Consider the following 13,511-nt stretch of genomic DNA (forward strand, 5'->3'; position numbering starts at 1 on the left):
CGGGCGCGTTTACAAGTGAAAGTTCACAGGGATCGATAACGCGCCCGTCTTTAGTTGCACCTTTATTTTCTTAAAACTCAAACTTTTGTGCTCGCAGCAAAGAGTCAAGGGAGTGCCACATGCTTGCTCGAAACATTATCAAGTCGCTGATCTTTATTGTTCTTGTGGTGGTGTTGTCCGCTGCACTGGGCTGGCGTTTCTGGTCGCCGCCACCGGCGGCGGCCGAGCAACGGATCCCCAGCACCCGGGTCGGTCTGGCCGTGGTCAAAAAGCAGCCTTACACCTACTACCTCGAGGCCATCGGCAAACTCGAAGCCCAGCGTCAGGTGCTGGTGTCGGCTGAAGTCAGCGGCAAAGTGGTGGACATCGATTTCGAGTCCGGCGATGAAGTGAAGGCGGGGCAAGTGCTGCTCAAGCTCAACGACGCGCCGGAGCAAGGCGAACTGGTGCGCCTGAAAGGCGAGTACGAATCGGCCAAGGCCCAGTTCGCCCGTGTCCAGGAGCTAGCCAAGACCGGCGCCGAAAGTCGTCGCGCCTTCGACAGTGCCCGCGCTCAATACGACGCGGCCAAAGGCGACATGGAGCGCATGCAGGCGCAGATCGCTCAACGCCATATCCGCGCGCCGTTCGCCGGCACCCTCGGCATTCGCCAGGCGCACCTGGGCCAATACCTGCAGGCCGGCAGCGCGGTGGCAACCCTGACCGATCCGGGCGTGCTGCGCGTCAACTTCACCCTCGCCGAGCGCGATGGCTCGCAAGTGCAACTGGGCCAGACCGTGCAGGCCAAGGTCGATGCCTGGGGTGATGTGACCTTCGCCGGCAAGATCGTCGCGGTCGATCCGCAGATCAACCAGTCCCACACCATCAACGTGCAAGCGGTCATTACCGACACGCAAAAACGCCTGCGTCCCGGCATGTATGCACGGGTCTCGGTGACCCTGCCGCAGACCGCCGAGCTGCTGATTCCGGAAACCGCGATCACCTACAACGCCTACGGCGAAAGCGTGTTCTCGGTCTACACCGACGAGGCCGGCGTGCAGAAGGTCAAGCGTGAAAGCATCAAGGTCGGCGAGCGCCGCGATGGCTGGGCGGTGGTCGACAAGGGCCTGACCGAAGGCGTGCAAGTGGTGACGTCCGGCCAGCTCAAGCTCCACGACGGCGTGGCGGTGGAAGGTGTCCCGGACACGATTGCTCTTAAACTCAGTGGGCTGGAAAAATGAATTTCACCGACCTCTTTCTTCGCCGCCCGGTGCTGGCCGTGGTGGTCAGCACGCTGATCCTGCTGTTCGGGGTGCGCGCGCTGATGAACCTGCCGATCCGCCAGTACCCGATGCTGGAAACGTCGACCATCACGGTTACGACCCAATATCCCGGCGCCTCTTCGGAACTGATGCAAGGCTTCGTCACGCAGCCGATCAGCCAGGCCGTGGCCTCGGTCGAGGGCATCGACTATCTGTCGTCGGCCTCGACCCAGGGCCGCAGCCAGGTGACGATCCGCATGGCACTCAACAGTGACTCCATCGCGGCGCTGACCGAGGTCATGGCCAAGGTCAACCAGATCAAATACCGCTTGCCGAAGGACGCGTACGACCCGGTGGTGGAACGCACGTCCGGCGGCTTCACCAGCGTGGCCTACGTCGCGTTCGCCAGCTCCAACCTGACCATTCCGGAGATGTCCGACTACATCTCCCGCGTCGTCGAGCCGATGTTCGCCGGCATCGAAGGCGTGGCCAAGATCAACATCATGGGCGAGCAGAAACTGTCCATGCGCCTGTGGCTCGATCCGCAGCGTCTGGCCGGTTACGGCATGACCGGGCAGGACGTGTCGGCGGCGATCGAGGGCAACAACTTCCAGGCGGCGCCGGGTCAGGTCAAGGGCCTGTACGTGGTCAGCAACCTGCGGGTCAACACCGACCTGAACAGCGTCGAAGATTTCCGCGACATGGTGCTGCGCAACGACAACGGCCACATCATCCGTGTGCGTGACGTCGGCACCGTGGAGTTGAACGCAGCCTCCACCGACACCAGCGGCGCGATGAGCGACGTACCGGCGCTGTTCCTTGGCCTGGACGCCGCACCGACCGGCAACCCGCTGGTGATCGTCAAACGCGTGCGCGAATTGCTGCCGCAGATCCAGGAAACCCTGCCACCGGGCGTGACCGTGCAGATCCCGTTCGAAGTGGCGCACTTCATTCAGTCGTCGATCGACGAGGTGAGCTACACCCTGCTCGAAGCGCTGGTGATCGTGGTGCTGGTGATTTACCTGTGCCTGGGCACGTTCCGCACTGTGCTGATTCCGCTGGTGACGATTCCGCTGTCGATGCTCGGCGCAGCGATGCTGATGCAGATGTTCGGCTTCAGCCTCAATCTGCTGACCTTGCTGGCGATGGTTTTGGCCATCGGGTTGGTGGTGGACGACGCCATCGTCGTGGTGGAGAACGTCCACCGTCACATCGAAGAGGGCAAGAGCCCGTTCGAAGCGGCGCTGATCGGCGCGCGCGAAGTGGCCGGTCCTGTGGTGGCGATGACCTTCACCCTGGCGGCGGTGTACGCGCCAATTGGCTTGATGGGCGGCCTCACCGGCACGCTGTTCAAGGAGTTCGCCCTGACCCTGGCCGGCGCCGTGGTGATTTCCGGCATCGTCGCGCTGACCCTGTCGCCGATCATGAGTACCCGTCTGCTGGACGCGAAGACCAGCGAAGGCTTCATGGCGGTCAAGGCAGATCGATTCTTCCAGTACCTGTCCCGTCGTTATGGCGCGCTGCTCGGCGGTTCGCTGGCGCGGCGCTGGATCAGCCTGAGCGTGGCGCTGGTGATCTTCTTCAGCCTGCCGTTCCTCTATCGCTCGGCGCAGACCGAACTGGCGCCGCTGGAAGACCAGAACATCCTGCTGACCGCGATCAAGGCGCCGCAGCACGCCAACCTGAATTACCTCGAGGCCTACGCCCACGAGCTGTACAAGACCTTCAACGAAATCCCCGAGGGTTACAGCAACTGGGTGGCGAACGGTTCCGACGGTCTGTCCAACAGCGTCGGCGGGATCAACCTGGTGGACTGGGAAAAGCGCGGCCGCGATGCCAACACCATCCAGCCTGACTTGCAGGCGCGGGTGAACCAGATCGAAGGCACGAGCATTTTCGTGTTCCAGATGCCGCCGCTGCCGGGCTCCACCGGTGGCCTGCCGGTGCAGATGGTGATCCGCAGCGATCAGGAATACCTGGCGCTGTACAACGTGATGGATCAGCTCAAGCAAGCCGCGCAGGCCAGCGGTCTGTTCGCGGTGGTCGACAGTGATCTGGACTTCAACAACCCGGTGGTGGAAATCCAGGTCGACCGGGCCAAGGCCAACGCCCTGGGCATCCGCATGCAGGACATCGGCGAAACGCTGAACAGCCTGATCGGTGAGAAGTACGTCAACCGGTTCTCGTTCCATGGTCGCTCCTACGACGTGATCCCGCAGTCGGTGTCGGCGGATCGCCTGACTCCGGAAACCCTGAAGCTGTATTACGTGAAGGACCAGAAGGGCAATCCGGTGCCGCTGTCGACACTGGCCACTCTCAGCGTCAAGGTCGAGCCGAATCGCCTGACCCAGTTCAACCAGCAGAACTCCGCCACGTTCCAGGCCATCCCGGCGCCGGGCGTGACGTTGGGTGATGCAGTGGGCTTTCTGCAAAAACAATCGGAAGGTTTCCCCGCCGGCTTCAGTTTCGACTGGCAGTCCGACGCCCGCCAATACGTGCAGGAAGGCAACAGCCTGGCGTTCACCTTCGGCCTGGCCCTGGTGATCATCTATCTGGTGCTGAGCGTGCAATACGAGAGCTTCCGCGACCCGTTCATCATCCTGATCAGCGTGCCGTTGTCGATCTGCGGGGCCCTGGTGCCGCTGGCGCTGGGCATGACGTCGATGAACATCTACACCCAGATCGGCCTGATCACGCTGATCGGTCTGATCAGTAAGCACGGGATCCTGATGGTCGCGTTCGCCAACGAGTTGCAGCGCCAGCAAGGCATGGACCGCGTGCAAGCGATCCAGCACGCCGCGCAGGTGCGTCTGCGGCCGATCCTGATGACCACTGCGGCAATGGTGGTCGGCCTCGCGCCGCTGTTGTTCGCCAGCGGTGCCGGCGCCAACAGCCGCTTCGGCCTGGGCCTGGTGATTGTGGTGGGGATGCTGATCGGCACCTTGTTCACCCTGTTCATTCTGCCGTCGGTGTACACGCTGCTCAGTTCGATCAAGCAACCGAGCCACGCACCCGAAGCCGAGCCGGCCGGCGTGCCGCAACCCATCCTGTGAGGACGTGACATGCATTCGATTACACGTTTGATGCTGGCGCCGCTGGCGGCGTCCATCCTGTTGGCGGCGGGTTGTGTGAACTACGCCGGGATCGATCATCAGGGCAAATTGCTGGCGGTCGGCGATGCGCCGTCCGACAGCCTGAAAGACAAACTGCCGCCGGCCCAATGGCCGCGTGCGGATTGGTGGACATCGCTGGGCGATCCACGTCTGGGAGCTCTGATCGAAGAGGCTTACGCCAGCAACCCGGACTTGCAGGAAGTCGCTGCCCGGGTCGCGAAAGCCAACGCATTTCTCGACCTGCGCGACGCCGAGCGTTATCCGGAAATGGACGCATCGGCGGGTGTCACTCGCGGTCGGCTGTCGCGCTTCGAGGACTACAGCGGCGAGGGACACAAGTACTTCACCGCACGCAATCTGGCGGTGAATTTCAGCTACACCTTCGACCTCTGGGGCGGCCAGCGTGCCGCCTGGGAATCGGCGCTGAACAGCGCGAGAGCGGCGGAAGTCGATCTGCAATCGTCGCGGCTGATTCTGGCGGTCAACGTGGTCAAGGCTTACAACCAGTTGGCGTATGCGTGGCAGGTCTCGGAGCTCAATCAACGGGATCTGGAACGCTTGAGCAAACTGGTGGACCTGACGGATTCACGTTACGGCTCGGGCCTCGACAATCTGTCGCAACTCAAGCAGGTGCAGAGCCTCAAGGCGCGTTCGGAATCGACGCTGATCGGCGCCAACGAAGACATCGAAATCGCCCGCCTGCAGTTGTCGGCGCTGATCGGCAAGGGCGTCGATCGTGCGCACACGCTCGAGCGCCCATCGAATCTGCAAGCGAGCGTGGTGGCATTGCCGGCGCAGTTGCCGGCTCAACTATTGGGCCGCCGTCCGGACATCGTCGCCGCACGTTGGCGCGTGGAGGCCGAGACTAAAAACGTCGAGGCGGTGAAGACCACGTTCTACCCGAACATCAATCTGGTGGCGGCGGCGGGGTCCCATGCATTGACCGGTGATGCGCTGTTCGCCGGGGTCAGCAAGTTCTGGAACGTGGCGCCGACGGTGTCGCTGCCGATCTTCGATGCCGGGCGTCTGCGCTCGGATCTGAAGGCCGGCAATGCCGAACTCGACAGCTCCATCGCACAGTACAACCGGGTGCTGAATTCGGCCCTGCACGAGGTGGCGATTTCGGTGACGCAGTTGCGTTCGTTCGAGCAGCAGATCGTCGTGCAGCGCGATGCCTGTGCAATTGCCCAGTCGTCCTACGATCTGTCGCAGTCGCGCTACAAGGCCGGGGAGGACACGTTCCTCGATGCGCTTAACATCGAGCAACAATTGATTCAGGACGAAATGCGCCTGGCCTTCCTCAACAGCAAGCACATCGACAGTTCGGTTTCGTTGATGGCAGCGCTGGGCGGCGGGTTCCAGGCGCCTGCGCTGGAGACCGCGCAGAGCAGCGATTTGTAGGTGTTTTGCGGGACGCCGCCTCCGGGGCGGCTGTCGCGGGGAAAAAACATCTTGTGTATAGTCTTACTGTTCTCGTATAGACGAATACAAGCCGGATTTTTCCCGCCTATATCATCAAGGGTACCTACCTATGAACGTCCCGAATCATCCCAATCAGGATCAGATCCTTCTGGAAAATGTGCTGTCCGCATTGGGAAGCCCGCTGCGCCTGACCGTGTTGAAAGTATTGGCCGATGGCCAGGAACATCCGTGCGGCCGGATCCTCAAGGGTGCATCGAAGTCGACCATGACCCACCACTGGCGGGTTCTGCGTGACAGCGGTCTGATTTGGCAGCGTCCTTACGGTCGGGAAAACCTGCTGTCCTTGCGTCGTGAAGACATGGACGTGCGTTTTCCGGGCCTGCTCGACTCGCTGCTGTCGGCGGTCAAGACCGATGAACAGACCATCAGCGTCATCAGCAAACACGAAGTGACCGAAGAAGTCGGAGCCGAGTGACAGACACCGCCGGTGAAGGGTTGGCCTTCCACGGCAACCAACAATTCACCATCACCAGGAAGGTGTGAGCGGGTATGGATACAAGTCATTACTGGTCATCGCGACCGCTGTCGGAATTGACCGGCTCCGAGCATCACTGGCTGTTTTTGCCCGGGGCGTTGACCCCGCGCCTGAAAGCCATGGGCGACTATTCAATCGAAGTCGTCGAGCAGTCCCATGGCCCGCTCAATCCTGAAGAAGCGCAAGTGCTGAACGTGCCGCCAAACACCATTGGCTGGGTGCGTGAGGTGGTGATGAAGCTCGATGGCGAGGCATGTGTCGCGGCGCGCAGCCTGACCAGCGTGCCGGCGCTGAATGGCGACTGGGCGGAGCTGAACGGCTACGGCCGTCGACCGCTGGCCGAGATTCTCTACACCTCGGAGCAGACCCTGCGCGAACCCTTCCAATGTGCCTTGCTGCCGCCCGGTGCGCCGTTGGCCGCGCTGTCCTATCGCTACGCGCCGCAAGCCGAACGTCTGTTGGCCCGGCGTTCGCGTTTCACCCGCAATGGTTCGGCGCTGCTGGTCAGCGAGTGCTTTCTGCCAGCGTTCTGGGCTCGGGTCGAGTACGCTCAGGCGCTCAAGTCGGCCTGATGAAATGAAACCTGCGGAAGCGAACCCCCGCAGGTTTTTTTTCGCCGGTTTTTCAGAGCCGGATCACCGCTTCGATTTGCTTGATGGCTGGCGTCAGCGCTTGCGCCAGTTGCTCGGCTTTCGAGGTCGGGCGCATGGTTCTCGACGAGCGCAGAAACAACGGATCATCGAAGCGCTTGCGCAGCCGTGCCAGCGATCCGCTGATGGCGGGTTGTTTGACGTGCAGACGTTCGGCCGTGCGCGACACGCTGCGTTCGCGGAACAGCACCAGGAAAATGATGATCAGGTTCAGGTCGATATCCGCGAAGTTGTCTTCATTGAATAGCATGGTTACATCCCTGTCATGACCCGCCGGCCGGCTTCAGCCGAGGCCGGCGGGTGTCTGGATCACTGCTCGGGTGCCAGGCGCAGTTCGTCGTTCAGACGGTAGTAACTGCGGTTGAAATAGACCAGGCCTTCCGTGGCCTCGCTGTGTTGCTGCAGCTCGAGAATTTCACAGTAGAAGATGCTGTGGGTGCCGACCTCGTCGACCTTGCTGACTCGGCAATCGAGGCTGACCAGCGCCTCCTCGATCACCGGCGAACCGGTCTTGAGGGTCTGGCAGTTCACGCTGGAAAAACGCTCCTGCATGCTCAACTGCCGATTGGCGAACGCACCGGAGGTCGACTGGTGATCGCCGGTCAGGACGTTCACGCACAGCACGCCATTGGTCTTGAAATGCTCGTGATTGGACGACGAGCGATTGACGCACACCAGCAGCGTCGGCGGTGAATCCGTCACGCTGCACACCGCCGAGGCGGTAAAGCCGAAACGCCCCGCAGGGCCATCGGTCGTGACGATGGTGACGGCACTCCCCAGCATCGCCATTGCATTACGAAACTCCGTTGAATCAACCATCGCGTCACCTCATTCCATGTAGGTTTAATGGAGCCGATCCGTTCTTCCTTGTCCGTTGTCGTTGTGCGAAAACGGGTATCGGGCAACACGTTCGCTCTGGCGATATAGTACGTATGTATACGTACCTTGCAAGCTATTCCTTGTGCTTAATTTGCCAAAGAAAAAAACATGTTTACGGGAGTGCCAAGGCTTGCAACAAGGCTGTGGCATAGGGCGGCAACGCGGCGATGTCGCGGGCGCACAGCAACAGTTTGCGCCTGGCCCAGCCTTCACTCATCGGCAGGGTCTTGAAGGCTTGCGGCGCGGCGCGCTGAACCGCCGCCAGCGGCACGATGCCCAGGCCGGCACCTCGGGCCACCATGCGCATCACCCCGTCGAAGCCATCGGCGCGGATGCGGATCTGCATCCGCGAGCCGCTGTGCAGCGCCTGCTCTTCCAGGTAAATCGCCAAAGCGCTGTCGGCCTGCAGCCCGACAAAGTCATGGCGCAGAGCGTCGCTGAAACTGACTTCAGTTGCGTCAGACAGTGGATGTTCCAAAGGCAGAATCAGCACCAGCGGATCATCGCGAAAGGCTAGGGTCTGCAAGTCGGTGGTGTCGATCGCGTCGGACACAATGCCCAGATCCGCCGCGCCCTGACGCAAGGCATGGGTGATGCGAGCGCTGGGCAGTTCCTGCAAATCGATGTCGAGATTGGGATGTTCACGCAGGAAATCCGCCAGCACCTCCGGCAGGTATTCGCTGAGCGCCGTGGTGTTACACAGCAGACGCACCTGGCCTCTGACGCCGCGGGCATATTCGGCCAGATCCTGTTGCAGACGTTCGGCCTGTTGCAGCAACACCCGCGCATGTTGCGCCAGGGCCTTGCCGGCCGGGGTTGGTGTGACACCACGGCGCCCGCGCTCGAGGAATTCGGTACCCAATGAAGCTTCCATTGCCCTGATACGCGCGCTCGCCGCCGCCAGCGACAGATGACTGCGTGCGGCGCCGGCGGTGATGTTGCCGCTGTCGAGGATGTGCAGATACAGGCGCAGGTCGGTGAGGTCGAAGTGCATGGGACAGCCTCAATATCAGTGGTGTCGGTCCCGACGAAGAGGCCAGTGGCCGCAAAAAATCTACAAGCCTCTTGTGTTGAAAGAGGCTGCCTCAGTGTATGACAGATTTTCAGTTCACCCGCACAAGCGCAAAGTGTAGCCATGAACGCACTCGCAGACTTCTATCAAAACCTCGGTCTGACCCTGTCATTGCTGGTGATCACGACCTTCGTCGTCGCCGGCATGATCAAGGGCGTGATCGGCCTCGGCCTGCCTACCGTCGCCATGGGGCTGCTCGGTCTGGCTATGGCACCGTCGCAGGCTGCGGCGTTGCTGATCATTCCGGCGACCCTCACCAACGTCTGGCAACTGGCGTTCGGCGGGCATTTGCAGGGGCTGGTGAAACGCTTGTGGCCGATGCTGCTGGCGATCTTCCTCGGCACGGCCGTTGGCACCTTGTGGATCGGCATGGCGGGCGGGCATTGGGTGGTGCGCGGGCTCGGCGCGGCGCTGTTGCTCTATGCGTTGAGCGGATTGTTCCTGCCGACGCTGAGTGTCAGTCGACGCCATGAACCGTGGCTCGGCCCGCTCTGTGGCGTAATCACCGGTGTCATCACTTCGGCCACGGGTGTGTTCGTGATTCCCGCCGTCCCGTACATGCAGGCCCTTGGCTTGAGCCGCGATGAACTGGTGCAGGCGCTGGGGCTGTCCTTCACCGTGTCGACCCTGGCGCTGGCCGGCGGATTGCTCTGGCGCGGATCGCTTGGCGGCGCGGAACTGAGTGCTTCGCTGCTGGCCCTGATCCCGGCAGTGCTCGGCATGCTGCTCGGGCAATGGCTGCGCCAGCGCATCAGTGCCAGTCTGTTCAAGCGGGTGTTCTTTATCGGTCTGGGCGCGCTCGGCGCCCATCTGCTGATCAGCGGTTAGCGGACGACGGGCTGAGCATTTCAATCGGGCGGATATCGAAATCCCGCTCCAGGTATTCCATGCGCTGGGCCAGGAACTGCTGCATGTGCGGCAGGTTCGAGTGCACGTCGAGATGCGCCTGGCTTTCCCAGATCTCGTAGAAGATGAACAGGCTCGGGTCTTCCTTGTCGCGCAGCATGTGGTACTCGATGCAGCCGGGTTCGGCGCGGCTCGGTTCGACGTAGGCGCGGAAAAACGCTTCGAAAGCCTCGGCTTTTTCCGGGCGGGTCTTGGCGTGCAGGATGAAACCCTGGCGTTCGCTCATCGCAAAAAACTCCTCAGATTCAGATGGCGGCCAATCCTACGGCAACAATCGGCAATCGATTCGTGCGTTTTACTCAAATGATTTTTGCGCCGTCGGTGCTTATTCCGCGCGAGGCGGATCGCTAATCTGCCGCCATTCCATTTTTCCCCTTCTCCATCCAGCGCTCTGCGCTGCGCATCGGAATCCGATCGAGGCTCTCCCATGAAAAAAGTGCTGTTGCTCAATGGCGGTAAAAAATTCGCCCACTCCGACGGTCGCTACAACACCACCCTGCACGAAGCGGCGTTGAGCGTGCTGGATCGTGGCGGTCTCGACGTCAAGACCACCTTCATCGACGAGGGTTACGACGTCGCCGAAGAAGTGGCCAAATTCCTCTGGGCCGACGTGATCATTTATCAGATGCCGGGCTGGTGGATGGGCGCACCGTGGACCGTGAAAAAGTACATCGACGAAGTCTTCACCGAAGGCCACGGCAGCCTCTACGCCAGCGACGGTCGCACCCGTTCGGATTCCTCGCAGAAGTACGGCAGCGGTGGTCTGATCCACGGCAAGCAATACATGCTGTCGCTGACCTGGAACGCACCGCAGCAGGCGTTCGATGACCCGACCGACTTCTTCGAAGCCAAAGGCGTGGACGCCGTGTACTTCCCGTTCCACAAGGCCAACGAGTTCCTCGGCATGACCGGCCTGCCGACCTTCCTCTGCGTGGACGTGATGAAACGCCCGAACATCGAAGCGGATGTGGCGCGTTATGAGCAGCATCTGACCGAGGTGTTTGGCCTCAAGGCCTGACGCTCGGCTACTATCGAAGGCCTGAGCTTGCGCAGCAGGCCTTTCGATTCGAGGACACCCGTGAAAGCCAGATCCGATGAGTTGCAGATTTTCGTCTGCGTGATCGAATGCGGTTCGATTTCCGCCGCCGCCGAGCAGGTCGGACAGACGCCGTCGGCGGTCAGCCGCACGCTGTCGCGACTGGAAGCCAAGCTGGACACCACGCTGATCAACCGCACCACTCGGCGCATGGACCTGACCGAGGAGGGCAAGTACTTCTTCGAACAGGCCAAGCTGATCCTCGACCAGATGGACCAGCTCGAAGAGCGCCTGTCTTCGCGCCAGCAGACGCCATCAGGGCGACTGCGGATCAACGCCGCGTCGCCGTTCATGCTCCACGCCGTCGTGCCGTACATCGACGAATTCCGCCGGCTGTACCCGGACATCCAGCTCGAACTCAACAGCAATGACCTGATCATTGACCTGCTGGAACAAAGCACCGACGTTGCTATCCGCATCGGCACCCTCGCCGATTCGACGTTGCATGCCCGCTCGCTGGGTTGCAGTCCGCTGCTGATCGTCGCCAGTCCAGCGTATGTGGAAAAACACGGTGCGCCGCGCGAAGTGGCCGATCTGAGCGAGCACACCTTGCTTGGCTTCACCCAGAACGAAGGCCTCAACCAGTGGCCGCTGCGTTACGTGCACGGCGACCGTTGGCCGATCACTCCGGCGATCAGCGCCTCCAGCGGCGAGACGGTTCGCCATCTGGCGCTGGAGGGGCAGGGCATCGCCTGCCTCTCGCACTTCATGACCATCGACGACATTCGCGCAGGACGCCTCAAGGTGTTGCTGGCGGAATTCAACAGCGGTTATCGCCAGCCGATCAACGCGGTGTACTACCGCAACTCGCAGCTGGCGCTGCGCATCCAGTGCTTCCTGGACTTCATCCAGAGCAAACTGGCGGCTTACGCCAGCGCTGATTTCAAGGGCTGATTCGTGATCCCTGCGCAACAGTGATTTGGTTGTGGGCGGGTTTTTCCACAGGACTCGCCGGTCGATACTCGCTCCATCACTTACTCACGCAGGGAGTTTCTCCATGAACGTATTCGTCACCGGCGCTGCCGGTTTTATCGGCGGCTCCATCGCCACCGGTCTGGTCCAGGCCGGCCACACCGTCACCGGTCTTGTGCGCAGCGCCGAACAGGCCAATGAGCTGAAAGCGCTGGGCATCACCCCGGTAATCGGCACCCTCGACGACAAGACACTGCTGGCCGAACAGGCCCGCGCCGCCGACGCCGTGATCAACGCCGCCAGCAGCGACCATCGCGGTGCGGTCGAAGCCCTGCTCGATGCCCTGCGCGGCTCCAACAAAGTGTTCCTGCACACCAGCGGTTCGAGCATCGTCGGCGATGCGTCCGGCGGCAAATCCAGCGACGTCATCTACTTCGAAGACAACCTGCCGGAGCCGACCGTCGACAAGGCCGCACGGGTGGCCATCGACAACCTGATCCTCGCCGCGGCGCAGGACGGCGTGAACTCGGCCGTCATCTGCAACACCCTGATCTACGGCCACAGCCTGGGCGTGAATCGCGACAGCGTGCAGTTGCCGCGCCTGCTGAAACAGGCACGTAAAAGCGGCGTAGTGCGTCACGTCGGCACCGGTCAGAACATCTGGTCCAACGTGCACATCGAAGATGTCGTGGCGCTGTACCTGCTGGCCCTGACCAAAAACGTCCCGGGCACCTTCTACTTCGTCGAAAGCGGCGAAGCGTCGTTCATCGACATGACCATCGCCATGGCCGAAGCGCTGAATCTGGGCCAGCCACAAGACTGGCCACTGAAAGATGCCGAAGCCGAGTGGGGCTACGAAATGGCCAACTACGGCCTCGGCTCGAACAGCCGCGTACGCGGCAAACATGCCCGCGAACTGCTCGGCTGGACGCCGAAGCGCACGTCGGTGGTTGAATGGATTCGTAACGAAATGGTGTGAGGGTTGATTAAACCCGAGAGGGCTTTGCGACTAACCTGTGAACGGCTGCCTTTGGGCAGCCGTTTGTGTTTTTGGATTTGTCTTGGCGCCGAGATTGAGTGAATTCGCCACTTTTTCAGAAACTGTATGACGACTCTATTCGGCCAGAGAAAGATGCAGAAACTTGCTGTCCTTGAGCTTCAGCTTGCGTTCAATCGATTCAACGCTCTGACCCGTTTCGATGGCTGTCGAGCTGGCAATCGCGCGTATCAACGCTTCGGCAGTGAGCTTTTTGGGGCGGCGGCGCGAAGCAGTCATGGCAGGAACTCTATAGAAAGCGTCTGCCGAGTATAGCGCCTGGACTGATGTTGAAAACCTTGTGGTCTGGGCGAAACCTTCAGCCGGGTCATGAAAATCCTACCCCGCGATTTTCATTATTCGCGACAAGACATATCCAAAAACGACAACCCTTGTCCCTCCACGAAAATTACTTTCACTTGGTTTGAAAACTCGATCTCGAAATGATTTATGAGTTTCACAACCCATTCGAACGTGACCCTTTCGAGGAGTACCGCATGACACCGTCCTTCGGCTATTGGCTGCTGGTGTACGCCGCCGTTGCCATCATCGCCCTGATCGTTCTGATCGCCCGTTACCGGCTCAATCCGTTCATTGTCATCACCCTGGTTTCCATCGGCCTGGCGCTGGTGGCGGGGATGCCGCCGTC

Annotated in this window: 15 protein-coding genes; 10 read left to right on the forward strand and 5 right to left on the reverse strand. The window is 61.1% G+C overall.

Annotation, left to right across the window (positions count from 1 at the left end):
* Nucleotides 1–119: 119 nt before the first annotated feature.
* The 5 genes from L6D74_RS28795 (at nt 120) to L6D74_RS28815 (ending at nt 6,883) form a co-directional block, all read left to right on the forward strand.
* Complete coding sequence (locus L6D74_RS28795; RefSeq protein ID WP_039772925.1) at nt 120–1,220, forward strand: efflux RND transporter periplasmic adaptor subunit; 1,101 nt, start codon at nt 120–122, stop codon at nt 1,218–1,220.
* The gene (locus L6D74_RS28800; protein ID WP_011332346.1) at nt 1,217–4,294 is read left to right on the forward strand and encodes a MexW/MexI family multidrug efflux RND transporter permease subunit; all 3,078 of its coding nucleotides are present in this window, start codon (nt 1,217–1,219) and stop codon (nt 4,292–4,294) included. Before L6D74_RS28795 ends, L6D74_RS28800 begins: the two co-directional genes overlap by 4 nt.
* Before the next feature lie 9 nt (nt 4,295–4,303).
* Nucleotides 4,304–5,755: an efflux transporter outer membrane subunit gene (locus tag L6D74_RS28805; RefSeq protein WP_085611258.1), complete on the forward strand. Its 1,452-nt coding sequence runs from the start codon at nt 4,304–4,306 to the stop codon at nt 5,753–5,755.
* Nucleotides 5,756–5,885: 130 nt separating this feature from the next.
* Complete coding sequence (locus tag L6D74_RS28810; protein WP_039772921.1) at nt 5,886–6,251, forward strand: ArsR/SmtB family transcription factor; 366 nt, start codon at nt 5,886–5,888, stop codon at nt 6,249–6,251.
* A 74-nt stretch (nt 6,252–6,325) separates the two neighbouring features.
* Entirely contained in the window at nt 6,326–6,883 is a 558-nt protein-coding gene (locus tag L6D74_RS28815) for a chorismate--pyruvate lyase family protein (protein ID WP_064593303.1), read from the forward strand.
* Nucleotides 6,884–6,935: 52 nt separating this feature from the next.
* On the opposite strand, the gene L6D74_RS28820 is transcribed toward L6D74_RS28815, so the two are convergent.
* From L6D74_RS28820 to L6D74_RS28830, 3 genes are all read right to left on the reverse strand, one after another.
* Entirely contained in the window at nt 6,936–7,211 is a 276-nt protein-coding gene (locus L6D74_RS28820; protein WP_007953837.1) for a helix-turn-helix domain-containing protein, read from the reverse strand.
* A 59-nt stretch (nt 7,212–7,270) separates the two neighbouring features.
* Nucleotides 7,271–7,780, reverse strand: coding sequence for a flavin reductase (locus L6D74_RS28825; protein ID WP_007953834.1), 510 nt, complete (start codon nt 7,778–7,780; stop codon nt 7,271–7,273).
* 172 nt (nt 7,781–7,952) lie between these two features.
* The gene (locus L6D74_RS28830; protein WP_236191494.1) at nt 7,953–8,834 is read right to left on the reverse strand and encodes a LysR family transcriptional regulator; all 882 of its coding nucleotides are present in this window, start codon (nt 8,832–8,834) and stop codon (nt 7,953–7,955) included.
* A 141-nt stretch (nt 8,835–8,975) separates the two neighbouring features.
* On the opposite strand from L6D74_RS28830, the gene L6D74_RS28835 reads away from it, so the two are divergent.
* On the forward strand, nt 8,976–9,740 hold the full coding sequence (locus tag L6D74_RS28835) for a sulfite exporter TauE/SafE family protein (protein ID WP_236191496.1): 765 nt from the start codon (nt 8,976–8,978) through the stop codon (nt 9,738–9,740).
* Here L6D74_RS28835 and L6D74_RS28840 read toward each other — a convergent pair.
* On the reverse strand, nt 9,730–10,044 hold the full coding sequence (locus tag L6D74_RS28840) for a putative quinol monooxygenase (protein WP_236191497.1): 315 nt from the start codon (nt 10,042–10,044) through the stop codon (nt 9,730–9,732). The genes L6D74_RS28835 and L6D74_RS28840 overlap by 11 nt on opposite strands.
* Before the next feature lie 201 nt (nt 10,045–10,245).
* Here L6D74_RS28840 and mdaB point away from each other — a divergent pair, with 201 nt between their 5' ends.
* The 3 genes from mdaB to L6D74_RS28855 all read left to right on the forward strand — a co-directional run bounded on the left by mdaB (nt 10,246) and on the right by L6D74_RS28855 (nt 12,805).
* Nucleotides 10,246–10,836, forward strand: coding sequence for an NADPH:quinone oxidoreductase MdaB (gene mdaB, locus L6D74_RS28845; protein WP_236191498.1), 591 nt, complete (start codon nt 10,246–10,248; stop codon nt 10,834–10,836).
* A gap of 60 nt (nt 10,837–10,896) precedes the next feature.
* The gene (locus tag L6D74_RS28850; protein WP_064593308.1) at nt 10,897–11,808 is read left to right on the forward strand and encodes a LysR family transcriptional regulator; all 912 of its coding nucleotides are present in this window, start codon (nt 10,897–10,899) and stop codon (nt 11,806–11,808) included.
* A gap of 103 nt (nt 11,809–11,911) precedes the next feature.
* Nucleotides 11,912–12,805, forward strand: coding sequence for an NAD-dependent epimerase/dehydratase family protein (locus L6D74_RS28855; RefSeq protein WP_236191499.1), 894 nt, complete (start codon nt 11,912–11,914; stop codon nt 12,803–12,805).
* Nucleotides 12,806–12,940: 135 nt separating this feature from the next.
* Here L6D74_RS28855 and L6D74_RS28860 read toward each other — a convergent pair whose 3' ends face one another.
* Nucleotides 12,941–13,102 (reverse strand): hypothetical protein, encoded by a 162-nt coding sequence (locus L6D74_RS28860; protein ID WP_236191501.1) that lies wholly within the window; start codon nt 13,100–13,102, stop codon nt 12,941–12,943.
* A 257-nt stretch (nt 13,103–13,359) separates the two neighbouring features.
* Here L6D74_RS28860 and L6D74_RS28865 point away from each other — a divergent pair.
* Nucleotides 13,360–13,511: GntT/GntP/DsdX family permease (locus L6D74_RS28865; RefSeq protein ID WP_236191502.1), on the forward strand; the 152-nt coding region annotated here is incomplete at its 3' end.

The organism is Pseudomonas pharyngis, from assembly GCF_021602345.1.
GTDB classification, from domain to species: Bacteria; Pseudomonadota; Gammaproteobacteria; order Pseudomonadales; family Pseudomonadaceae; genus Aquipseudomonas; species Aquipseudomonas pharyngis.